This is a genomic window from Bdellovibrio bacteriovorus, from assembly GCF_041888015.1.
Lineage (GTDB): Bacteria > Bdellovibrionota > Bdellovibrionia > Bdellovibrionales > Bdellovibrionaceae > Bdellovibrio.
Window position 1 is genome coordinate 1120076 of the sequence record NZ_CP168968.1, and the last position, 23643, is coordinate 1143718.

The 23643-nt window shown below is 48.1% G+C and carries 21 protein-coding genes; 8 read left to right on the forward strand and 13 right to left on the reverse strand.

Going from position 1 to position 23643, the window contains the following annotated elements; translation table 11 throughout:
• Positions 1 to 16: 16 nt before the first annotated feature.
• Positions 17 to 349 carry a hypothetical protein gene (locus ACES2G_RS05465; protein ID WP_374001511.1) on the reverse strand — a complete coding sequence of 111 codons (333 nt, stop codon included), beginning with the start codon at positions 347 to 349 and terminating at the stop codon, positions 17 to 19.
• A gap of 350 nt (positions 350 to 699) precedes the next feature.
• Entirely contained in the window at positions 700 to 1017 is a 318-nt protein-coding gene (locus tag ACES2G_RS05470; protein WP_374001512.1) for a hypothetical protein, read from the reverse strand.
• A 161-nt stretch (positions 1018 to 1178) separates the two neighbouring features.
• Here ACES2G_RS05470 and ACES2G_RS05475 point away from each other — a divergent pair, with 161 nt between their 5' ends.
• On the forward strand, positions 1179 to 2048 hold the full coding sequence (locus ACES2G_RS05475) for a PBECR2 nuclease fold domain-containing protein (RefSeq protein WP_374001513.1): 870 nt from the start codon (positions 1179 to 1181) through the stop codon (positions 2046 to 2048).
• Between the two features lie 66 nt (positions 2049 to 2114).
• Here ACES2G_RS05475 and ACES2G_RS05480 read toward each other — a convergent pair whose 3' ends face one another.
• Entirely contained in the window at positions 2115 to 2864 is a 750-nt protein-coding gene (locus ACES2G_RS05480; RefSeq protein ID WP_374001514.1) for a hypothetical protein, read from the reverse strand.
• 524 nt (positions 2865 to 3388) lie between these two features.
• Between ACES2G_RS05480 and ACES2G_RS05485 the strand changes: the two genes are divergently transcribed.
• Entirely contained in the window at positions 3389 to 4504 is a 1116-nt protein-coding gene (locus tag ACES2G_RS05485; RefSeq protein ID WP_374001515.1) for a hypothetical protein, read from the forward strand.
• Here ACES2G_RS05485 and ACES2G_RS05490 read toward each other — a convergent pair.
• Positions 4501 to 5937: a lipase maturation factor family protein gene (locus ACES2G_RS05490; protein ID WP_374001516.1), complete on the reverse strand. Its 1437-nt coding sequence runs from the start codon at positions 5935 to 5937 to the stop codon at positions 4501 to 4503. The genes ACES2G_RS05485 and ACES2G_RS05490 overlap by 4 nt on opposite strands.
• Positions 5938 to 6055: 118 nt before the next feature.
• Here ACES2G_RS05490 and ACES2G_RS05495 point away from each other — a divergent pair, with 118 nt between their 5' ends.
• Positions 6056 to 6331 carry a hypothetical protein gene (locus tag ACES2G_RS05495; protein WP_347358112.1) on the forward strand — a complete coding sequence of 92 codons (276 nt, stop codon included), beginning with the start codon at positions 6056 to 6058 and terminating at the stop codon, positions 6329 to 6331.
• A 74-nt stretch (positions 6332 to 6405) separates the two neighbouring features.
• Here the strand turns inward: ACES2G_RS05495 and ACES2G_RS05500 are convergent, their stop codons facing one another.
• Positions 6406 to 8703: a Smr/MutS family protein gene (locus ACES2G_RS05500; protein ID WP_374001517.1), complete on the reverse strand. Its 2298-nt coding sequence runs from the start codon at positions 8701 to 8703 to the stop codon at positions 6406 to 6408.
• A complete protein-coding gene (gene lnt / locus ACES2G_RS05505; RefSeq protein ID WP_374001518.1) occupies positions 8681 to 10291 on the reverse strand; it encodes an apolipoprotein N-acyltransferase in 1611 nt (536 codons plus the stop codon). Before lnt ends, ACES2G_RS05500 begins: the two co-directional genes overlap by 23 nt.
• Positions 10292 to 10324: 33 nt before the next feature.
• On the opposite strand from lnt, the gene ACES2G_RS05510 reads away from it, so the two are divergent.
• Complete coding sequence (locus ACES2G_RS05510) at positions 10325 to 11152, forward strand: hypothetical protein (protein WP_374001519.1); 828 nt, start codon at positions 10325 to 10327, stop codon at positions 11150 to 11152.
• 138 nt (positions 11153 to 11290) lie between these two features.
• Here ACES2G_RS05510 and ACES2G_RS05515 read toward each other — a convergent pair whose 3' ends face one another.
• The 3 genes from ACES2G_RS05515 to ACES2G_RS05525 all read right to left on the reverse strand — a co-directional run bounded on the left by ACES2G_RS05515 (position 11291) and on the right by ACES2G_RS05525 (position 14026).
• Positions 11291 to 11860 (reverse strand): hypothetical protein, encoded by a 570-nt coding sequence (locus tag ACES2G_RS05515; protein ID WP_374001520.1) that lies wholly within the window; start codon positions 11858 to 11860, stop codon positions 11291 to 11293.
• A gap of 68 nt (positions 11861 to 11928) precedes the next feature.
• Complete coding sequence (locus tag ACES2G_RS05520) at positions 11929 to 12501, reverse strand: hypothetical protein (RefSeq protein ID WP_347358107.1); 573 nt, start codon at positions 12499 to 12501, stop codon at positions 11929 to 11931.
• Positions 12502 to 12643: 142 nt separating this feature from the next.
• Positions 12644 to 14026 carry a S8 family peptidase gene (locus tag ACES2G_RS05525; RefSeq protein ID WP_374001521.1) on the reverse strand — a complete coding sequence of 461 codons (1383 nt, stop codon included), beginning with the start codon at positions 14024 to 14026 and terminating at the stop codon, positions 12644 to 12646.
• Positions 14027 to 14304: 278 nt separating this feature from the next.
• On the opposite strand from ACES2G_RS05525, the gene ACES2G_RS05530 reads away from it, so the two are divergent.
• Positions 14305 to 14850 (forward strand): GNAT family N-acetyltransferase, encoded by a 546-nt coding sequence (locus ACES2G_RS05530; protein ID WP_347358105.1) that lies wholly within the window; start codon positions 14305 to 14307, stop codon positions 14848 to 14850.
• 364 nt (positions 14851 to 15214) lie between these two features.
• Complete coding sequence (locus ACES2G_RS05535; RefSeq protein ID WP_347358104.1) at positions 15215 to 16204, forward strand: HNH endonuclease signature motif containing protein; 990 nt, start codon at positions 15215 to 15217, stop codon at positions 16202 to 16204.
• 85 nt (positions 16205 to 16289) lie between these two features.
• Here the strand turns inward: ACES2G_RS05535 and ACES2G_RS05540 are convergent, their stop codons facing one another.
• The 4 genes from ACES2G_RS05540 to clpS all read right to left on the reverse strand — a co-directional run bounded on the left by ACES2G_RS05540 (position 16290) and on the right by clpS (position 22165).
• The gene (locus ACES2G_RS05540) at positions 16290 to 18452 is read right to left on the reverse strand and encodes a transglycosylase SLT domain-containing protein (RefSeq protein ID WP_347358103.1); all 2163 of its coding nucleotides are present in this window, start codon (positions 18450 to 18452) and stop codon (positions 16290 to 16292) included.
• 86 nt (positions 18453 to 18538) lie between these two features.
• Positions 18539 to 19435: a protease HtpX gene (gene htpX, locus ACES2G_RS05545; protein WP_347358102.1), complete on the reverse strand. Its 897-nt coding sequence runs from the start codon at positions 19433 to 19435 to the stop codon at positions 18539 to 18541.
• Between the two features lie 61 nt (positions 19436 to 19496).
• The gene (clpA, locus tag ACES2G_RS05550) at positions 19497 to 21824 is read right to left on the reverse strand and encodes an ATP-dependent Clp protease ATP-binding subunit ClpA (RefSeq protein ID WP_374001522.1); all 2328 of its coding nucleotides are present in this window, start codon (positions 21822 to 21824) and stop codon (positions 19497 to 19499) included.
• Positions 21821 to 22165, reverse strand: a complete 345-nt coding sequence (gene clpS, locus ACES2G_RS05555; protein ID WP_262553862.1) for an ATP-dependent Clp protease adapter ClpS — start codon at positions 22163 to 22165, stop codon at positions 21821 to 21823. Before clpS ends, clpA begins: the two co-directional genes overlap by 4 nt.
• A gap of 233 nt (positions 22166 to 22398) precedes the next feature.
• Between clpS and ACES2G_RS05560 the strand changes: the two genes are divergently transcribed.
• Entirely contained in the window at positions 22399 to 22962 is a 564-nt protein-coding gene (locus tag ACES2G_RS05560; protein ID WP_374001523.1) for a type IV pilin protein, read from the forward strand.
• A gap of 4 nt (positions 22963 to 22966) precedes the next feature.
• A complete protein-coding gene (locus tag ACES2G_RS05565; RefSeq protein WP_347358099.1) occupies positions 22967 to 23641 on the forward strand; it encodes a hypothetical protein in 675 nt (224 codons plus the stop codon).
• Positions 23642 to 23643 lie beyond the last annotated feature (2 nt).

Genomic DNA, 23643 nt, shown 5'->3' on the forward strand with positions numbered 1-23643 from the left:
AAAAGGGACGGGACTATTAAGATGCCGGGGAGTCCTCGCTCGGAATCTGGCCTTTGGGGTTGGGGCAGTGAGGTTTGAAATCATCGGTGCGCCCGTAGCAGCGCCAGGTATCAATGTAAGTGACGTCTTCATCGGGGGCCACCGTGTGATAATAGCGATATTGGACGTGATCCAAGGTGCTTTCCACCAGACGATAGTCCTGAGTTGTCGGCGGTGTCCCGGGAGTTGGGGCTTCCGCCGCAGCAGGAGCTCTTTTGCTGATCTTCAAAAGAAAGACACGGTACTCAGCCTTTCCCAAGCTGGGCAGCAGAACAAAAAAGAAAGCCGATAAGAAAACCCGATATTTCACAAGTTCTCCTATCGGCTTTGCGGTGGGAACCCAAAAGGTGCCTGGTTGTTTTTTCTGGCTATAGCGCATTAATTCCATTTGACGCGGGCTCGCCAGAAAAAACAACCAGGCACCTCTCTTCCTTTTCAGGATAGCATTGTCGGGGATGGGCGCAGCAAAATTGTCGATTGATGTCGAATTAGGACTCTAAGCTTTAGACAGAATTTTGAAATTACAAGGTGGATGCGCTAAAGCTCGCTTGAACTGCTCAAGCTTTAGACGAAAAAAAGAACTTCGAAAGGTACGGACTTACTTATGGTAGCGCAGAAGCGTTAAACGCACGGCTGCTACCATAAGTAAGTCCGTACCTTTTAGTGGCTGTGTTCGTGGTTTGCGCGAACCGTGTTTTCCACGATGTGGAAGTAGGCGCGCACTAGCATCTGATAAGACTCTGTATCGAGAGCTTGAAGATAGGCCATTTTCTCGAAGTATGTCTTCTTCGCAATCAGCGCTGTCATGACGTCTTGGACCATCTTCATCTTCTCAAAGCTGTAGAAGTCTTTGTCGTCGCTCACTTCCTTGAGCACCTTTGCGATGGATTGATTGTCAAAAAGAACATGAACACCCATGGCTGAATGAGACAGCAACGCTTCCATTCTTTCCAAACTTGTTTCTTCTAGATTGACCAAGAGAGCCTCCTGCTGACCTCTTAAGTCCGATGTTGAGGAATAAAACCCCGTGTTGCAAGACCAAAAAACGAACTATGACAGGGTTGGTCGAAAGTGTCCTTTTTCTAGTTGTTGGAAAAAGGGATTCTCTCGATAATAACAAATGAAGGATACGAATACACATGGCGAAGACAAAGACCCGGGCAAAGAAGAAAACAACAACCACCTCCTCCTCCGAAAAAGAGTACATCATCGTGGACGAGGCGGCAGGGCTCATTTTTGAAACTGAAGAGGACCTGTTCGGATATTTCCGGGAAGCCATCGATAAGCTTGAAGAAGAGTATTCCTCGCTTCGTTCAGCGGATGATTTCACTGACGAAGATCAAATTACCCGTGAAAATTACCTGGAGCCCACTTTGGATGAGCCAGATGAAGTCTGGATGGATGACAAAACCTTCGAGGATTTTGTGATCTATCACTTTATCCGTGGTTATGAGCAGGGTGATGAGGCCTTCAAATACGTGGCTGTTGCCTATGTTTCCACCGAAGATGAGTATCCGACATTTGTGTTCATTCACTTCCCATCACGTGACAGCCGGGTTTGGCAGAACTATCAGCGCGGTGAAATGGTGTATGACAAAAACTTCGAACAGGTTTCCGGGGCGTCGGTTGAGGGCGATGCGATGGGCGAAGGAGATCCTTTGGCCGTGGGGCTTTATCAGGCCATGCTGAAAGTGCGTGGGGACAAAGATATTCCTCAGGAAAAATTCCAGGACTATGCCGACTTGCGCGAAGAAACCATCGAAAATGCTGACGAGATCTGGAGAAAGAACGATCTGGACGGAAACATCCTGGTCAGCTTTATCCGTGAATTCCCGGATCATGAAACCACGAAAGATTTAACCTACATTGCCGTGACTCAGGAAGATGAAGAGTCCAACGTGCATTCACTGTTGTTCTCATTCCCGACCACGGACAAGACGTTGGCGGATCGGTACAGGCAGGGGGAAAACCTGCAGGCCGAAGAAGTCAGTCAGGAATCTGCACACTGATCGGCAAAACAAAAAAACCACTCTGGGGGCAGAGTGGTTTTTTTGTTTTTAGGGGGTTCTTTTTTTTTAGAAGCAGAAGTTGTTGGCCATGGACTGGTATTGGGAGGTTGAGAATTGGCCGGCGCTGCTTTTGAATGGGTGCAGAGCTTGTAGGACACCTGCGCGAGTTGCGCCGTTGTCGTTAGCGTAATCTGCTGGGTTAGCTGCGAACAGTGGCAACAGAGCGTCCATGGAGTTGATGGCTTTGTTTGTGGAAGCGTCGTAGTTCGCCACTTTCAACACATCGTATTCACCGTTTTGATCTTTAAGATCTACCAGGATGTTCACGTTGTTGAAGAAGTTTTGTGGATCTGTGTAGCCCATGCTGGAAGCCACGTTCACTACTTCACTCCATTTCAAAGTTGTCTTCCAACCTGTCAGGTATTGACCTGTGGATGGATTCATCAAAGCAAAGTTCAATGCGGAAGAATCCAGATTTGTGTAACCAGATGGATTTGCCAACCATTTCCACAAAGAGATGTAGGAACCGCCGGATTTGAAAGATTCAGGCAAAGCAGTCAGGCGAAGGTAAACATATTCCATACGAACATATTTGGAAGAATCCACAAAGACTTTCAATTTGCCAGTAAGGCCATTGGCAGAACCTTGGTTGCAATAAGCCAGAGCTTTAGAATTAGCGCTTCCGATATCTTGAACCGGTGTACGGCTGGAAGAGTCTGTGGAACCAGCAACTTGGTTGCTAGAACCGCAAGCTGTCAAAAGAGACAGTGCACCGAGTGTTAGAAGAGTTGTGAAGATTTGTTTCGCATTTTTCATAAAGCCCCCTGTTACCAACCTATAAAGCAAGCCCGGTGCCATAGATCAGACTGAGACAAATTAAAAAACTCTGTGAATTCAGTGGTTTGGAAAAATTGCGCTTCTCAGCGTGATACGTTCCCAAGGTGAAACGTCAAACTTCTACAGAGGTGCCGTGCAACGCGTGTCACTTTGCGCACTGGTTTTTCAGAATGAGACACCGCAGGCTCGTTTCATCCAAAATTGGAAACGCTTCCAGAGTCCGATCTCCACAGAAAATGCGAGGTTGTTCCGATAAAAACACTATGGAACGTTTGGATCGATCTCTTATTTTACCGGCGCTGTTGGTATGTTTGTCCTATCTCTCGGTATCCTGTTCAATGGATGCGGAAGTTTTTAAGGGCTTGAATAAGGAAGCTACAGAGGCTCTTCCCAGTTTATCTCAAAATGTAATTTTGGAGGCAGCAAGTCCGCTGCAAACAAATGCGAGCCCCCTTGTCGTGCGAGCACGCTTTGGCGCCGACGTTACGGGCTTGGATCTTTCTATGTTCATTTTAGAGAATGCAAGTCTGCAGATTGTCGATAGCGAACTTGTCGGAAAAGAACGCCGTTATAGACTGGAGTTGATTCCGGATCATGATGGAGTGGTTTCGCTTCATTTCGCAAAAAATGAACTGGGTCTGAATGGAGAAGGTGGCACAAAGCTATTTGAAGACTCGAACACTTTGATCTTCAATGTGGATTCAGAGGGGCCGCAACTGCAAATTTCCAACCCGTCTCCGATGTCCGCGATCACCGGTTCCAGCTTTACCTGGACCCTGACATACAGTGATTTTTCTGAGGTGTCCTTGCAGGCCTCTGATATCAGCTTGCAGCGAACGGGCACGGTGGCTAATTGTTCAGTGTCTATATCCACAGTCAGTGCCAGTGTTCGCACAGTGACGGTAAGCAGTTGTACTGGTTCAGGGACTGTGCGCCTGCAAGTGGCTGATGGAACGGCACGGGATGCTGTTGGGAATTTGGCGGCAGGGAGCCTTTCCAATGGCGCAACTTTGACACCGACTCTGTCCACGACGCCGAACCTGATGAAATCGGTTCTTTCTGGAGGCAGTGCCAGTGTTGCTGAAATCGGTGTGTCAAGTGGTGGCGGTGGCGTCTACAATGGGTCACTCAATGCGCCTTGTACTTACTCCTGGTCGGCCAGCGGGACACTTTGTGATGATGATACGTACAGTGATTTTGTGTCAGACGTGATCTGGGGAAATAGCTACGACAGAACGGGATCGACGTGGAGCACTTACGGAGACCCCACAACCGTGGGTTATCTTATTGTGGATTTGGGCGCTGCTCGAACCATCGGGTCCTTCTCCGTGTTTCAGATGTTCTCTGACGGTAAAGTGACACATGTTCAAATCTTCGCGCACTCAAGCACGGCAGATCCATATCCAGCTCAGGCAGACGGAGCTTGGACCGAACTGACAGCCGGGATGACTCAGGTCGGAGCGCAAACCCTCGTTGATGATCGGGTCACTGATCCGCTCAGAGTCAATCTTGTGACGCCTGTTTCAACTCGCTATCTGAAAATTCATGCAAAGAATGATGGCTCGCTCGGTAATCCCAGCTATATAGAAATTCGTTCCGTCAAAGCCTTTGCACCTTAGTCTGCATCCCGGGTAAAGGTGGGGCCGTAAGAACCCAAGTGTTCGCGGTGCCACCAGTGACCGGAGGTTCTGAATTCTTTTAGACTGGTGAAACGGTATTCATATCTTTCAAATCTCAAATAGTGTGGGGCTGATCCTTTGAAGGGATCTTTCCTTAGCAATCCCAGCACGTCCGGTGACTGTTCGAAGATGCGTGTTGCCACATTTTGCAGCCAAAGATTTTCGTTGAAACCTTCCAAGGCGGCAAACCACATCTGCCAATCCAGTCGTGGCTGATGGGGGGCTACGATGGTGGGGAACTTTTTAAGGTCGCCCGGTTTGTGGGGGAATTCATAGTCCTGCCAGTGATGTCCGTCGTTGCTTCCTTGTAAAATAATTTCGGGCCGGGTTTTTGTCATCACCGCAAAAAGGCCATAGGGATTGTTAATACGGAATGGATAGAGCAATCGCATATAGGGTAGCATAAAATTTAGCTTCGTACTTTTTTCCCATAATGTTTTCGCAATCCAGAACAATGAAGGTGGTATCAGAATCAGCGCGGGAATGACTGCGATGTAGGTAGGGATCGTTGTGTGTTCAACCCAGTTGATGGTAAAACCCCATGACGAATCCGGTAGGACCGCCAGGCACAACCCCAATGTCAGTAAATTAAAGAAACCATAGTTACCAGTCAGAATAATTAACACCTGAAGGAAGACTAAAAAGCCCACGGCAAAAATCTGAGTTTTCCCGGGGATCAACATTAAAAAAGGCATCCCCAGTTCGATAGCGAACATGATGGCGGCGCTCAGCTTTTGGAAAAAGATCGGAAGCTTGTGAACAAAGTACGCCAGCGGAGTTGGCAGAGGCTGAGTCCAATAGTGATAGGTCAACGCCGTCAGATTCTTCCAACTGGCATCTTTGTGGGTTAGTTTCACAACGCCGGACAGGAACATCAGTTTAAAGAGAAGAAAGATCACAAGCCCCAGAAGAATCGGGTGCAGGCTGTGGGTCCCCAGCGGAAGCCATTCCCATTTCCAAGGGGCGAAGAATAATCCCAGGAAACCGAACTCTAGCAGCAGGCTGTCCCATTGATAGCTTAGAAAAATCTGGCCACAACTGACAAAGGAAAGATAACAGATAAAGCAGATCATAAACATGATGCTTTGGCTAAACCCTAAGAAGGCCAAAGACGAGGCCGTCATGCCCACGAAACAAAAAAGTTTCAATGTCAGATCACCCGAAGAAAACCAGAAAAGACTGGGCACGTGATAAAAGCGATCCGCCTTAAGTTCTTTATCCAGAATGTTCAGCAGGTGATCAATGGAAAGAATGCCTTGAGTTCCGAAAAGTCCGAGGACTTGAGGCAGCAAAGACAGAAAAGCAATGAAGTACGAGAGCGCCAGCGTCTTGGATACAATCCAACTTGAAATGTTGTAGTCCTCAATTAACATAAACGGCCCTTCCGCTGTTGATTTCCGGCAGGTCGTCTGAAAAAGAATACCAAACCGAACATCCTCTCTTTTAGCCTTAGCTGGGTGCGATTTCTTTAACTATAACCCAGGAGAATCTATGAAAGCATTTGTTCTATCTCTCTTTGCAGCCCTGACGTTGTCAAGTGCCAGCGTATTTGCAGCAGAAGAAGTTTTTGATCTTCAATCGGTACCAGGCCCCTTTGTGGTGGAACCGATTTTCGAAGCAGAACGTCTGAGCTGCCCGGCAGAGACCACACCTATTGCCAAATACTGCTGGAACACAGGCAAGGGTTGCTTTGTGAAGTGCGGGGTGGTTTGCCATCCGAAACGGGAGGTCCCGCCAACAGTTCCAGAGCCTCACTTTGAGCATTAAAAAAGAAAAAAGCCCCCGGTGTTATCGGGGGCTTTTGTTTTTAGGATTCGCCAATTTCGACCCAAGTGATTCCGTCACCCCCCCCCCTCAGGGGAGCCCGCTTTCCACTTCTTCACATAAATAGAACGAGACAAATAGGTGCGCACAGCACGCTTTAAGGCCTCAGTTCCGTGACCATGAATGACTTTAATACGATCTTCCCGTGCTTGAGCGGCCTTATCCAGTGCCAGCTCTAATTCCTGCAAAGCATCCTCGACCGTTCTGCCACGCAGATCCAGCGTGCGATCATCGTCAGCCAAAGCCACCGTGATGTTGGAACTTTGACGAACCAACTGCGATGTCGGATTGGCAGGTTTGCCCGGAGCTTTCAGCACCGTCCAAGGAATTTGCAAACGAACAGAGCCAGAAAGGATCAGCACTTCACCTTTGGAGTTCGGTGTGCTTTGCACGATGCCATCCTGATTCAGGCTAGGCACATAGATTTTCGATCCTGGTGGGAACTTCTTGCCAAACTCTTCCGCTGTTTCCGGAGCGCCAGGCTGGGTGATCGGTTTTGCTTTTACGATTTCTGGAAGCTTGTATTTGATTTCCTGCAATGCAGAGTGACGTTTGAAGGTCTCATCAGCCTTGGCGTGCGCAATGGCTTCTTCCACTTTACGCTCGGCTTTTTTCAAAGTGCGTTGCAGCCATTCATCTTTGTCTTTGTTGAATTGCTCTAGCATGCCTTCATACTTGCGTTTCATCTCGGTCGCTTTTTTGGTTTCCTTGCGCAAATGATCCTGCAAAAGCGAGATATCAGCTTTCAACTGTTCAATTTGTTCAAGACCTTCCAAGCGGGCGCGAGTGGCTGGTGCCAATACATCCATAGCACGTTGTACGATAGTTTGTGCCACCCCCACACGTTTGGCCGTCTGAATGGCCATAGAATCCCCGGGAATACCCGCGAGGAACTGATAAGTTGGGCGACCTGTTTTTGGATCGTATTCCATACTGCCGTTTAGAACGCGGCTTTCATCGTCCCAGCCAGCTTTTAATGGCCCCAAGTGGGAAGTGATCACACCAAAGACATCATTTGTTGAATAAGCTTCGATGAAGGCGCGGCCTAGCGCACTTCCTTCTTCTGGATCCGTAGATCCGCAGATTTCATCAATCAAAATCAGATTGTCACGGCCTTTGACGGAAGCGGCTTTGCCTAAAATTTTTAAGTGAGCGGCAAAGGTGCTGAGTTCTTCATCCACGCTCTGCGCATCCCCGATGCCGATCAAAACATTTTTGAAGAACGGAATCTTGGACGTTTCGCTGGCACAGATCGGCAGACCACAGCGAGCCATTTGGGCGGCAAGACCGATGGATTTCAAAAGCACCGTTTTACCGCCAGCATTGGGGCCGCTTAGAAGCAAAATACTTTTTTGCCCTTCCAGCAGAACCGTATTGGCAATGACGGTCTTGCCGGTCAGTTGCAGCAACGGATGGCGCACTTCGATCAATTCCATGCTGTCAGTGGAAAACTCGATCGGGTGGGCGTTGACCATGTTGGCAAACTGGGCCTGCGCAAAGCGAAGGTCTGCATCCTTCATCAGAACCTGAGAGCTTTCAATATCCAGACATTTCGAGGACAGATAATGAGACAGCTCGGTCAGAAGTCTTTCGATCTCGTCTTCAATCTCCACCTCGATCTGGCGCAAGCGGTTGTTGGACGGGATGACTTTTTCTGGCTCAATGAAAACGGTTTGCTTTGTTTGCGAAGATCCGTGAATCACCCCCGGCAGGTGGTGCTGCATTCCACTGCGCACCGGAAGAACCCAGCGGCCCTCACGGGTGGTAACGTATTTGTCCTGCAAAACATTTTCCATCTGGTGATCACGCACCAGACGATCCAGCGTGCTTTGCACTTCACGCGCTAGACGTTCTTTTTCGCGGAAAAGACGGAACAGGGTTTCACTGGCGTCAGAGCGAATGTCACCGCTGGGGGTGAGGATCTGATCGATCGCTGAAATCGGTTCTTCGGCTTTCATCAGACTGCCGTGAATGCGCTGAGCCCAGTCGTTTTGCACCGGGTGCAGAGCTTCCTTCAGCGCCAGGGCTTCCAAGCAGAAGCTGCGGACGTCTTTCATCTCCAGTGTTTTTAGAACCGCACGTTTTTTCAGGCGGGAAATCCACGTCGAGTACAAATCCAAACTTGTCATGAACGGGCGAACACCCTGATTCAAAACTTCAGTGGCATGGCTGATTTCCTGAAAGCTTTCATAAGCTTCTTCCCGGGATTTCAGCGGGCCGGTTTGCATGACGGCTTCACGCCCCATATCGCTGGTAGCGTGAGTTTTAATTTTTTCTAGAATCTCTATCCAATCAAGAACGACGAGATCTTGCATTGATGGCTCCTCGGACAATAATGGCTCCCAAGATCAGGATAAGTACGATCCAGTCCCAATGACCCCATTGGACATAGAACGTGACGGGAGCATTTTTTAAATACTTTATCACAAACTGACCGCTCCATTCCTGATGAAGCGGGGATTTCTGTAGAACGTCACCATTGGCAAGAATGGCGGTGCTGATTCCAGTGTTGGTGGAACGAACCAGAGGACGGCGCACTTCAATGGCCCGGGCCAGTGTCATATATAAGTGCTGTTGAGGCTCAAAGGTTTTTCCGAACCAAGAATCGTTGGTCACATTCACCAAGATGTCAGCACCTTTTGCAGACAGTCCACGGGTGAAGTTCGGGTAAAGACCTTCATAGCAAATCTGCCCACCCCATTTGATCGTTCCTTCCGGTCGGTCCCAGGTCATGACTTCGGGGCCCTGGCCGCGGCCAAAGTTGGAAACAAACGGCAGCAGTTTCAGCAGAAATGGGAACTGCTCGCTCAGGGGCAGATATTCCCCGAAGGCCAAAAGCTCGGTTTTGCGATACGGCTTATCCAGATTGTTTCCAAGGTGATCGACCAGGAAAAGGGCGTTGTAAGTGGACGTGTCCTTTTTCTCATCCGTTTTGGGATCTTTAGAGTAAGCCCCGGTGATGAGTGGGACTTTCAGTGGAGTCAGCCCGGAAATCAGAATCTGGGTGTTCTTGCGATCCAGGAGGTGTTGATCCAGATAGTCCGGAAAGGCGGTTTCGGGCCAAATCAGGATGTCGGTCTGCGGGAATGTTTGCAAAGCATTGAAAGACAAATCCAGGAACTTGCGGGTGATGACTTCCTGATATCCTCGCCCTTGTTCAGCATAGATCTTTTCCAGATTGCCGATGTTGGCTTGGACAACGGTAGCCCGGACTTCACCGTCAAACTTGTTCCATTGCTGGCCATGCCAGTAGCCCAAAGCAATCAGCGCGGCAAAGGTCATTGCCAGTACGGAAAGTTGAGTCAGGGCTTTCTTGATGTAGTTTTGCTTCAGCCAGATGTAACCCATCCAAGCATTGAACAGCAGTGCGATTGCAGACAGACCGTGGAATCCAATCAGATCGGCAAGATGATACCCCGGCATCTTGGACCAAATGAAAGTGTATCCTAAATGCCACTCAAAGATGACGGGCCACACGCGCTCCAAAAGCGCATGCAGCAAGGCAATCACGAACAGGCTTTGTCCGCCGCTGAGGGAAAAGCGCAGTCGCAGCCATGTTCCCGCCGCAACAGCGACCGGAATATACAGGTGCATAAACGCACAAAAAAGCAGCAATGCCAGATAGGACACCGCCCACGGCATTTGTCCGAACTCGTGCGCGGTGTAAGCGATCCAGTGAAAACCGATCAAGGTCAGAACGAACTGTGTAACCCATCCGGCCCAAAAAGATTTCTTAACAGAACTGCTTTCTTCAGTCGCAGAAAGCCAAAGGGGAGTGTAGCAAAAGATCAGTGCCCACGGAGGAAAGGGGATGTAACTTGTGCCGACGAGAATTCCAGAGAGAATCGCCCAACGAAAATCGTAGGCTTTATGCTTGAAAAATTGAAACCATCTCTTCATCATGGTATTAGTAACATAAAGAATGAGTGAGTCCACGTGAAATTGAAAATCAGATGCCCATCATGCGCGAAATTGTACGAAGTTGAGAGTGACGATATCCAGTCGGAAACCCCTCTATTTCAGTGCATTTCCTGCGAAAGCCGATTCAGTTTCGAGTATCCTCCTCAGGACCCTTTGAATGTGATGTGCTTTAAGGTTTCTTTGGAACCGGAGGCGACCACCGAAGAGATTTCGAGCGAGTCCGTGCCTCCAATGATGGAAAAGAGCGAGCAGATTCTTGCTGCTGAGCGACACGTCGGGATGGCGGCCGAGCCAGGGACTCACGAAATGAAGTCCTGTCCTAAGTGTGGGGCTTTGAATGGCCGTCGCGCGAAGGAATGTTACTCTTGCCACGTGATTTTCGAAAAGTTGGAGGGCCTGCCGAAGGACCCATCTTTGAAAGCTCAACCCAGTTTGGTTCGTAAATGGAAAAATCTGGTTGAGAACTTCGAAAACGAAGATTTGCACGACGAGTTTATTCGTTCCTGCCATCAGTTGGATGCATTGCGTTTTGCGGTGTTGAAGTACGAGGATTTGAAGACAGCACAAGGGGGCGACCCTAAGTGTGACGAAATGATCGCGCGAATCAATTCCTTGATGATGGTGGGCTTGTCGCAAAAGCCAGCGGGTGAAGCGGTAAAGCCAAAGTGGAACAAGTATCTTTACTGGGGACCTTTTGGTCTCAGTGCTTTCCTGATTCTGTTGGGAATGATCAATCTGGGGCACCGCAATTTGATCGGCGTCGGTGTGGCGCTGGCATGTATGACGGCGGGCTTGATTGTGATGATCAAAGGCAAGATCTCTGCCTCCGACTTCCTAGATTAAAACCGTTGAAAAAGGCCCATCTGACTTCGTTGGCGGGCCTTTCTCGTCACTTCGACGTGCTATGAGCACGCCTCCGTTACGAGAAAAACCCTCCGCCTTGCATCTGAACCTTTTTGAACGGTTTTTTCTAAAGGCTAATTAAAGGCAATAGTTGTTTTCGTTGAAGTAGCGGCTGCACATTGATGAGCCGTTTTGGCAATCAGAAGAGATATTAGACCAGTAAGAGCCAGTTCTGGAGCAGGTTTTGGTGCCGCCATCTTTGACCTCAGAGATGAACTCGCCTGAAGCGGTCACTTTGTCATTCAGTGTGATTTTGTATCTGACAACGTTTTTGCCCGGATCTAGCAAAGGTTTTTGCAGCAATGTCGCGATCCACAGATTGATGGATTTCTTGCTTTGTCCTTTGGTGCTGTCATAGGCAACAGTTTTGGTTCTTTGTGAGCCATCCTGGTGTAGGGCCGTCAGTGTGACAGAATCACCTTTTGCTCCCGCTGGGCCGACGAAGTAGTCGTATTCACCAGAGGTCAAAATTTCCTCACGGCAAATGAAAGAGCCAGAAGTTGGGCCCCCTGGAGAATTGGATTGGCAGTGAACGATGATACGTCCTTGTGCCAGAACTGCGGTTTTTTGATTTCCGTTTTTGAATCCGACTTCGGCCTGAGCATTCAGAGCCAGCAAACATATGAAAATAGAGAGTACCGATTTCATAAAAGATCCCCTTCCTTGTAAACAAAGTCTTGCACTACTGGACTTGGATTACAAGGTGGGAGAGGCTTTTAAGGGATAGGACAGAGTTTTTCTTTCTGACAGTGAATGATCTGGTCACGAAGCTGGGTCATCTCATCCAGATTGTGTTCAAGCTCATAGTCAAATCCGACAGCTTTGCCGCCGCGCTGGGAAACTGAGATGAACTGCGTCACATACTGGAACTGTTCATAGGCATATTTTTCACCTGTGGAGGTGTTGATAAACTCCAGCGGCTGGCCAGATCCCAGATGAGTCAGGAATCTTTTGCGCTGTTGTTTGGCTTTTGTCAGACCGTTTTTGAGGTTGGAATAGCACTTAACCTCTCCAACCATAGCCACCTTCTGTGTGTTCTTATCCAGAAGAACCATGTCTAGTTCACCAACAGTGCGGCCTTTTAAGTTGTAAGCAACGCCAACGATAACTTCATACTGAGGTGCGGGATACTGATCAGAGAATTCAGCGCGGGCGACCTCTTCACAGACAGCGCCCGGATCGCGATAGTGGCGAGCTTGATTGCGGATTTTGTCAAAGCTGGTTGCCAGGTCTGCCAAAGCAGAAGTTGAAAACAATAATACCAAGAATGAAGACAGAATTTTTGTCATGAGCAAAGTCCCCCGAGCGGATGGGAGCCAATGTGCCACAGGCAGGCTGGGTTTTCTAGGCAAGGAAATCTGTCGGGGAAAAAGGAAAGGGCTGTCGAGATTCTAGACAGCCCTTAAAGGTCGTTTGCAATGTGGGAATCTATCAGAAGCCTTCGTTTTCCTGTTTTGTACCGAGTTTGCTTGGGCGAGCTTTTGCGCCCATGGCATCAATCAAAGACTTACCGAACTGGCTCATCTCGGTGGCGGTGGCATCCAGGCCTTCTTCGGCAGCCCGGGCGCGTCTGTCGTTCGGGTCACCACTGAAGCTTTTCATGTTTTGTGTATTTACGGCGATCACACCGGAAGCGCCCACGCCCTGATCCAGAATCGTCAAAGCCTTATAAAGGTTCAACTGGCGGGATGTTCTGGTTTTTGAAGCCAACTGAGTTTGTGCATCCCCAGTTGCCAGAATGTACTTTTTCACATCCTCGGCCTGGAAGGACTGCTTATGAGCCATCACCAATGCGGCGGCCCCAGTCACAAAGGCCGTGGCTTGGGAAGTTCCGGTCATATAACCATAGGAATTCCCTGGAAGGCAGGACAGGATGTTTTGACCCGGGGCTGCGATATCCACAGTTTCAACGCCATAGTTGGAAGAAGCCAACACTTGGGTTGCAGGGTCAATCGCAGTCACAGAGATAATATTTTTAAGTTTGTAGTCAGCCGGGTAGTAGTGATGTTGGTCTGAGTTGGATCTTTCATTCCCTGCGGCGGCGACAAACAAAATACCTTTCTTTTCAGCTTCGGCAATGGCGTCGTGCTCTTCCTGAGAGAACTCTGTGCCTCCACCGGAATAGTTGATGATGTTAGCACCCATTTTCACAGCATAGCGAATGGAAGCCACCGTGTTTTTGAGATTGTCTGTGCCGGGGACTTTTGGATCATAGTACTTCAAAATCATCAGACTGACTTCTGGAGCGATCCCGGTGATGCCCTTGCCGTTTCCAGCTTCAGCACCAATGATACCGGCGATATGGGTTCCGTGTCCGTGATTGTCATCCAGCTTTGGATTGTTGGCAACAAAGTTCCAGCCATAGACGTCATCGACAAAACCATTGCCGTCGTCATCAATACCATTGGTGGCCTTGTCGCGGCCCTTGGAATCAAGGCCCGTTTCGCCCGGATTACGCCACAGATTTCCAGCCAAGTCTTCGTGTTTGATATCAATGCCTGTATCGATAACGGCGATCACAATATCACGACTGCCTTTGGTCACTGACCAGGCACGGGCAGCGTCGGACTTCTTTAAACCCCAAGCCTGGCTGATTGCCGGATCATTGAACAGGGCACTAGGCTCATCCACGACTTTGTCTGTTTGAGATGTGATGAAGGATTTTTCCAGCGCACGCAGACTGCTGTCTTTTTTGCTGGAGCTTTGTGTGCGGGAAGGGGAGCTTTCTTGTGTGGAGTAAAGGTAAATCCCCAACCCACCAAAGAAAGCCAAACCGACACAACTAGCTGCGATAACCACTTTGCGAGAAAACATGAAGTATTCCCCTTTCTCCACAAGAACTTATCGGCAAATAGTCGAGCAGCATGAGACGAAAAGGGGGAATGTTCGGGGGGGAGTGTCTCACCATGAGACAGTAGGTGCACGGTAGGGGTGGAACAGTAAGAGTCAGTTTCATTCTAAAGTCCAGAGGCCCTTGGCCGAAGAGAAGAACATGAAAACGTTTAGAACAGCTCTTATTTTAAGTGTCATGTTTCTGGCAGCCTGTAACAGATGCTTTCTGCGATCGTTAGAGTTTTTGAATAGGACGATGAATGTTTAATAAGGATATTGGAAGCGGCTTTTCTATCAGAGAGGTTAATGCTTCAGAGATGCATGCTTGCTTAGCGGAAAACTTTGCTTCTGTTTTTTCAAACAGATTGGAAACCGAAGTTGTAGCGTCTGGCCGTGATAAGGAAATGGAAAAGTTGGCAGCCCGTCGAAAGGGTGAGCAAAGATTTACTTTGCGTCTGGGGATTTTCTATCAGAATCGAATGATCGGTTGGCACTATGGACATGCAACAGATGCTGAGACTTACTATATGCAGAACTCAGCGGTTTTGCCGGAGTTCCGAGGAAAAGGGCTTTACAACGAGTTGCTTCGTTGTGTGTTGGAGAAAGTAAAAAACGAGCAGTTTCAGGTTGTGACCAGTATGCACCATCCTAACAATCCTGGGGTTTTGATCCCCAAGTTGAAAGAAGGATTTGTAATTACGGGGATGCATTTTCACGAACGCTTTCGTTCCCTGGTGGAACTTAGGTATATTATTGATCTGGAACGTAGGAAGAAATTCCACCGTACTCTGGGGTTGGATCTCTAAAATAAAAAAGCCTAAATCGGATTATGATTCCCCACAACTTTCAAAGAGGTTGTGGGCTTTTTATTGAACTTTCTTATGTCTGAATGCCATACAGCTAACGTAGCGGCGAAGCTTTGCGGCATTTTTAAATGTAATAATTTTTTTCTTGCTGGGTGTTTGCGTGTTGCAGACTTTGGCTGTGTTTGATGACTTTCCTATGTTCGCTTCCGTGCGTAATTTGGATACCAACATCTTACAATGGCCTTCTAATCCAGAATATGGGCCTGCTATGAACCTATTCTGATTGCGCTTTGCCTTCTGAAAAACCGCAAAAATCCCCTTTCAAAAGCCGTGATAGTATACCTTCAAGTTAAGGAGAAGGCCTATGTCACTGCAAAATATTTCCAATGATGAACTTATCAAGCGAATGGAAAAACTGGTTCGTGGTGAAAGAAAAATCACACACTTGGTACTTTTGCATATCCTTGAAATCGAAGAACGAAAGATTTTTGCAGAGCTGGGTTTTGATAGCATGTACTCTTATTTGACTCAAAAGCTGGGATATTCTGAATCTGCAGCATACCGTCGTTTGCAATCGGCAAGACTTCTGAAGAAAGTCCCCACCTTGGCAGAAAAGATAGAGGATGGCCGCCTGAATTTATCGCAACTGACCCAGGTGCAAAAATGTCTTAAACAGCAGTCCCAGAAGACCGGAACAGAGTTTTCTACCCATCAGACATTGCAGGTTCTGGAGCAGATTGAAAATAAAAACAACTTTGCGACCGAGCAGGTTTTAGCCGTGGCGTTTGATTTATCGATTCAAATTCGGGAATCTTTGAAACCTCAAAAGGACGAGTCTGTCAGGATAGAGTTAACTTTATCCAAAGAACAATTTACAGAACTTGAACAAGCTCAAAGCCTGTTGTCACATATTTGTCCTGAAGGAACTTGGGCCGACGTGATCGGGTATCTGGCGCAAAACTTCAACAAGAGAAAACTTCAGGGTAAAATGCCAACGACCAAAGCACCTCGGATTGCTACCAGCTCCAAATGTTTTGAATCTCAGCGCGATAAGCCCCCAGCATTTAATTCGACAATAACGCAAAGCTTCGCCGCTACGGAACTAAAATACTTCCCAAAGCGTCCACGGAAGTACATTTCTGTAAATACCCGCAGAGAATTATTAAAGAAAGCTAGTAATTGCTGTGAATATCAAAACCCCACGACGGGGCAAAGATGTCAGTCCAGATATCAGCTTCAAGTGGAGCATATTCAGCCATGGGCCTTGGGTGGTAGCAATCATATCAGCAACTTAAAAACACTTTGTCGCACGCATAATAATCTCAGTGCTCGAAGAAGTGACCTTCAAAAGTGAAGGTAATATGCTTACTTAATAAAAAACCCACAACCTCTTTGAAAGTTGTGGGTAATAGTAAGTCTAGGTGGCTCTCTGTTTTGGGCTATCTTTGCAGTTTTAGCAATTCTTCCGGGAAGCGAGAGCCTTGCCCTTGATGAAGCAGTCTCTGGTAAAAGACGTAGTTTCGCATCGTCAGCTTGATATAGGCGCGGGTTTCCTCATACGGAACTTCCTCGATAAATTCCACAGAGTCATCACGGAAGCGGGTCTTTAGCCAGCCGCGGATGGCACTGTCATTGGCGTTGTATCCGGACACAGCAAGGATGTACTGGTTGTTATACTTGCGCATCAGGTTTTTCAGCTCAAAGGCTCCGAGAGGCACATTGATTTCCGGCTTAAACAAATCCCCAGCTTCGCTGTAAGGCAGGTTGTTCTGCTTGGCCAGTTGCTTTGCCACACTTGGCAGAAGCTGCATCAAACCGAAGGCGTCAGCAGGGCTGCGTGCTTCCGGGTTGAAGGCGGATTCTTGACGGATGATCGAGAAAATAAACTCCTGAGGAACACCGCTTTTTTGTGAGGCGCCGGCAATGATGTCGCCATAAGCCTGTGGGAATAGTAAGTCCGGATGATCGTTCAGCAGGCGGTCTTTGACTTCCGGTTGCAGAGCGCCAATGGCCGAGAAGAGAGGCAGATACAAACCGGAGCGAGCGTAGCCAGAAGAAACGGCCAGCCAGGTTTTTTCCTCTGTGACATTGCGCTTTTTCAGGTCATCCACGGCGATATTCAGGATTTTTTCCGCAAAAGACTTTTCATTCACGGCAATCAGCCATTCAGCAGTCAGACGAGTTGAAACATCCAGTTCGCTGATCGAGAATAAACTCAAACCCTGCAGTTCATTCAGATCTACGCTCAAGGGAGGGAACTCCCACCCCAAATCGCGATAGGCCATCACGCCATAGTATCCCAGCGGATCTTCTTTGCTCAAGCTCTGCAGTTCTGCTTGAGCTTCAGATTCAAGGTTCAGTTTTTTCAATGTTCTTGCCAGCCAGAAACGAGCACGGGCTTTGTCAGAAGGGTCTTTGACAAGGTCCTTCATCTGCTCAAGGCTGGTGCGGGCTTCCGCCCATTTGCCAAGTTTGAAATAGTTCCAGGACTTCAACCACGAGATCTTATCGCGCAGACCGGTGAAGCTGACAGGTTGTTGATAGCTGGCTTCAAAGTATTCCAGAGCTTTGCTGAAGTTGCCTTTCTCCTCGTCGATGCGTCCGAGGATAAAGAAAACTTCATCCATTGGATAGACACCGCGTAGGCGGCGATGAGTTTCGTTCAGCACCTGCACCGCACGGGAAGTTTGATCTTCGGTCCAAAGAGTCTTGGCAAACAGAACCTGAGAATCATGGAAGCGGGCCACGGTACGGCGGTCTTTTTTATTTTTTTGCAGTTGATCCTTGGCCCAGTTCACAACATCGGCGGTCGCATTGATGTATTCATTGCGGCGTTGGGCGACTTTGTAAGTCTGTCGGATATTTTTAAGTGCTTGGAACTGTTCGTCCGCGGTCGCTTCCTTGGTGCTCAGAATTTTTTTGTAGGTTTTTAGAGCGCTATCGAAATCGCGGTGAAAGCGATAATCAGATGCCACGGAGCTGAGTTCTTTATATGTCGGCAGTGGGTTTAAACGAGGAGAGTTTTTGTAAAGCTGGGATTGAATACTCTGAGCTTCCTCTTTCAGATTCAACTTCTGGGCAACAGTAAGAGCTTTAAGGTAGTAGTCCTCTTTGTTCTTTTTATTGCTTTCACTGCGGGCCTTTTCAACATAGGCCGTCAGGTCATCCTGAAGATCGGGAGTTTGTAAGGCCTCCTTCAGGTTGATGTCGATGGAAAGATCGCGATACCAAGGCGCTACGCTTGCAGGAAGATCCGCGAGTTTCTTGTCGGCCGGGCAGGACTCGTAAGCTCTGAGCAGTGCCAAATCATGAAGCGGGAACTCCATAGTGGCAGAAAGCTGACTGAAACCTTCACAAGCTAAAGCGGGATTTTTTTCTTTGTGGGCCATGGAAACCATATAGGTCTTCCACCAAAGGATGTTGTTTTCCTTGGAGCCCACTTCAAGCTTTTCAAGATCTGAAATAGGAGCAGATCTCCACTTCGCCATAAAGACCGGTAGCGGAGGCGTCAGGCGCTTGTCGATACGTGTGTCAAAACGCGAGGTGGTCGCGCAACCTAGAATGACTGTGAAAAAAGAAAGGGCGAGAACTATACGAGGCATAACACAAAGGTTATGCCCATTTTTAAGAAGAAACAACCCCGAGGGCGGAAAGCCGTTCTAAAGTTGGCCTTCCGCTGCGAGTTGTCTTAAACGCGTCCGCGTTGCAAAGCTTCGATACGAACTTCCAAAGGTGGGTGAGTCATGAACAATTTGGCGATTCCACCTTTGTCGCGGTTGGAGATCATCAAAGTTGCAGTTGCACCTTCTTCTGGCGGAATTGGCAATTCATACACAGAACGCAGTTTTTGCAAAGCTGCGACCATGTTTTCGCGAGAAGAATACTTCGCGCCACCAGCGTCCGCACGGAACTCACGTTTGCGGGAGTAGTAATTCACCACAATAGAGCCCAGCATTGTGAAGGCAATATCACCCAAGATTGTGACGGCGAAGCGTACGATCTCGCGGAATTTTTCATCCACGTTGGATGCCACAAGGTTTGCCAGGATACGAGAGAAGAACATGGCAAAAGCATTCACGATACCTTGGATCAAGGTCATGGTTACCATGTCACCGTTAGCGATGTGCGCTACTTCGTGGGCCAGAACGCCTTCAACTTCTTTTTCATTCATTCTTTGCAGAAGACCTGTGGAAACCGCCACCAAGGAATTGGATTTTGACGGACCTGTTGCGAAAGCATTGATGTCCACGGATTCGTAGATACCAACCTCAGGCATTTTAGGAAGTTGAGCACGGCGAGCCAGCTCGTGAACTTTTGTTGCTAAAGCGCGAAGCTCTGGGTTGGCGTTGTTAGGATCAATGACTTTTACGCCATGGAACATCTTCGCCATCCATTTGGACATGAACAGGGAAATGAAGGCCCCACCCATACCCCAAACAGCACAGAACGCCATCAAGAACGGAATGTAAGAGTTAAGTCCTGCCAGGCCCAGGAAGCGGCTGACGATAGACCAAACGATTCCGATCGTTACGATCACCAGAACGTTTGTAAGAATAAAAAGACCAATACGTTTCAAAAATGCCATTTATGCACTCCTTCTAGAGTCACCATTAATAATGATAACTCTAAAAGGAATGTCAATGCCATCACGTTGTGACAGGCTGCTTTTGATTTTTTTGACCCGCCCCGTTGGGGGTGGTGCTAAAATGGAACTTGAGTATATCTTTTTCCAGTTCCACATTGACACGCCCACCGTCGACCAGGCGTCCAAAAAGAAGTTCGTCGACCAGAGCTTTTTTCAGATGTTCATCCACACAGCGAGCCAAAGGACGCGCTCCGTAAACTTTGTCGTAGCCTTTTTTCATTAGCCACTTAATTACATCTTGAGAAACATTCAGTTCCACTTTCTTTTCCAGCAAGGTCATCTTCAGCTCATCCACAAATTTCTGAGTAATGCGGATAACCATGTCTTCTGTCAGATCGCGGAAGGAGACCACGGCATCAAGACGGTTGATGAATTCTGGAGAGAAAGCTTTCTTGATCGCATCCAAAGAAAGAGAACTGCGGTTTTCATCAATCATTCCAATCGTGCCGCGCGAAGTTTCCAGAGCGCCCGCATTGGAGGTCATAACCAGAACCACATTCTTAAAATCAGCCACGCGTCCGTTGCTGTCGGTCAGTCTTCCCGCATCCATTACCTGTAACAGAATATTTGTGATGTCGGGGTGAGCTTTTTCGATCTCATCCAGCAGCAGAACACAGTACGGATTCTTCGTGACCGCTTCTGTCAGTAAACCACCTTCTTCGTAACCGACATATCCCGGAGGAGCCCCCACCATACGAGCCACGGCATGTTTTTCCATGTACTCACTCATATCAAAGCGCTCGAAGTGAACGCCCATGATGGTGGCAAGTTGGCGGCAGACTTCAGTTTTACCAACACCTGTCGGTCCGGTGAAGAGGAAGCTCCCGATAGGTTTGTTAGGGCGACCCAAGCCGCTGCGAGCAAACTTAATGTTGGCCACTAAGCGATCAATGGCTTCGTCCTGTCCGAAGATCAGAGCTTTTAGTTTCTTATCCAGATCACGCAACTGCGTTTTTTCGCTGGAAGAAATATTGGCAATCGGAAGACCTGTCATCTTGGCAATGACTTCTTCGATCTCTGGAGTATCAATCTTAATATCTTCCGCATTTTCATATTTCAGTCGGAAGTAGGCTCCAGCCTCGTCCAAAACGTCGATCGCTTTGTCGGGCAGAAGTTTTCCGTGGATATGTTTTTGCGAAAGATCCACGGCAGCCTGCAAGGCTTCATCCGAGAACTGCACTTGATGGAATTCTTCGTAAGATTTGCGCAAGCCTTTGAGGATTTTCACGCAGTCTTCTTTGCTTGGCTCGTGGATGTCGATCTTTTGGAAGCGACGATTCAAGGCGCGGTCTTTTTCAAAGTACTGGCGGTATTCGCTGTGAGTGGTGGAGCCAATGCAGCTGATATCACCATTTGCCAAGGCAGGTTTTAGCAGATTGGAGGCATCCATGGACCCACCGCTGGTAGCGCCGGCTCCGACGATGGTGTGAATTTCGTCAATGAACAAAATCGCATTGGGATGCTTTTCGATCTCTTTTACGACGGCTTTTAGGCGTCCTTCGAAATCTCCGCGGAATTTGGTCCCGGCCAGCAAGCCCCCCAAATCCAGAGAGTAAATCACCGCATTTTTCAGTTTTTCCGGCACCTGATTGTTGACGATTTTTTGTGCAAGCCCCTCGGCGATAGCCGTTTTGCCCACACCGGGTTCACCGATCAGCAGCGGATTGTTCTTCGTGCGACGGCAAAGAACCTGAATGGTTCTTTCAATCACATCCTCGCGTCCAATCAATGGATCTAACTTTCCTTGTTTGGCGCGTTCGTTCAGATTGATGCAGAAACTTTCCAGTGGAGACCCACGTATTTCCTCGCTGCCGTCACCTTGATAGTCTGCGGGGCGGGGAGTGGAAGCGGGTGGGACTTCGTGATCGCGCCCATCTTTTGTGATCCCATGGGAAATAAAGTTGATGATGTCAAACTGGGTCAGTCCCTGGCGAGCTAAAGCAAAAGCAGCGTGAGAGTCTTGTTCATAGAACAAAGAAACCAGCAAGCTGCCCTCAGAGATCTGATTGCGACCAGCACTTTTCATCTGAATGGCCGCACGCTGAATCAGGCGATGGCAGGCCAAGGTAAATTCCGGGGTCCATGATTCAAATCCACCATAAGAGCTGAGCTGTTCATCAGTGATTTGCGGTATTCCTGTTTTCAGGTGATCGCGCAGATCTTGTTTTAGTTTTTGGACATTGACGGCGCAGGCCTCCAGAATTTCGACCATGACTGGAGATTCAGTGAGAATCAGAAGGATATGCTCCAACGTCACGAATTCGTGGCGATTGCGCTTGGCGAGTTCAGTGGCTTCAGCGAGCTTGCGCTCGAGTTCACGGCTCATCATGCTTCCTCCTCCAGTGTGCTCTTGAGCGGGTACTGATTCAGTTGGGCGAATTGGTTGACCTGCATCACCTTCATTTCGGCGATTTCCAGACTGAAAACTCCCGCGATTCCTGCACCCTTCTTATGAACATCTAACATTATTTCAGTGGCTTGCTCTTCTGTTTTTGCAAAAAAACGACGCAATACAAGGACAACGAAGTCCATCGGGGTGTAGTCGTCGTTCAGAAGAATCACCTTGTACATCTTCGGTGTGTCTAGTTTTGGGACGAGCTGAACACCAGCTTCCCCCTCTGTAGAGGAAAACGGATAGTTGCTGTTGTTATCTTTTTTATTGTTACCCATAAGCTTTATTCTACCTTATGACTCAATTTGAGCACTCTTTCAGCTTTGACAAGTCTAGCGGGGTCACAAAAGCTGGTTATTGGTCCTGCCTCAGAGGGGAATTGGGTGGTCCCTTACGAAATAAACATGAAACAAATTATGCAGTCATATTCGAGACAGGACCTTGCAATACAAGATCACATTTGACACACTTATGTGGGTAAACAGAAAAAAAGAACCATGGAGGTCTTTAAATGTTTTCATCTAGAAAATCTCAAAGCGGTTTCTCGCTTGTTGAGTTGATGGTCGTTGTTGCGATCATTGGTGTTTTGGCGTCGATCGCGGTTCCAAATATTAGTAAGTATCTTGCCAAGGCACGCCAGTCAGAGGCCAAAACAAATCTTGCTTCTCTATATACGTCGGAAAAGGCCTTTTATGCTGAGTATACTGCGTACCATACTCAATTTGGAGCTGTCGGATATTCTCCTGAAGGCAAGCTAAGATATAAAATTGGCTTTGCTGGGGCTGGTACACCTGATGCCGGGGTTGCAAATGGTTATACAACAGTTCCAAGCGGAATAGGCACGAGTCGTGATTCCTTTGCGTATTGTGGTGTCGCTGTTGGAATGCCAAACGGCTGCATGATGTTGAATGGTGCTACGAATTTGACTCCTAATCAGGCTTTGCCAGCAACTAGTCTTAGTGGTACTGCGTTTGTTGCAGGTGCCGCGGCTATCATCCATACGAATGGTGTAGTTGACCAGTGGACTATGGACCAAAATAAAAGTATCACAAATACAAATCCTGCAATCAGATAGTGTTGTGAATGTTACGGCTAATTTTTTTAGTCTTTTGAGAAATGGAGCTTCGGCGGTTGCCGGAGCTCTTTCTTTTTTTCTGCTCGTCTTATCGATCTCTTATGTTCCAAGTGAGCATCAAAAATCACGAGATTTGATTGCGCCTCCGCCCAGTATTGAAAGAATGTCTTTTGGGTATTCTGAAATAGTTGCTGATGTCTTGTGGGTTCGTACGATCCAGGATTTTGACTACTGTAGCCAGCCTATCGCAAAAGGCGTCTGCGAAGGAAAGTCGTGGTTGTTCCAGATGCTGGATTCTATAACCAACCTGTCTCCCAATTTTAGAATCCCTTATGCTGCCGGAGCATTAGCTTTGACTGTTCTGATTACTGATGTCGACGGGGCCACAAAAATTTTTGATAAAGGTGTTAAGGCCTTCCCTAATGATTGGCCCATTCTCTACCGCGCCGCCTATCACTATATGTATGAAGTGAAAGACAATAAACGTGCGGCAGAACTGCTGATTCAGGCCGGACAAAAAGGTGCTCCCCAGTGGGTATTCACCCTTGCGGGTCGCTTGTATTCTGATGCAGGTAATTTAGAACTGGCAGAATCCGTCCTCCAAGACATGATCAATACCAAGCAAGATCCGGCCCTTATCAAACGTCTTCAGGACAAAATCCAGTCGCTGAAAAAGTAGTC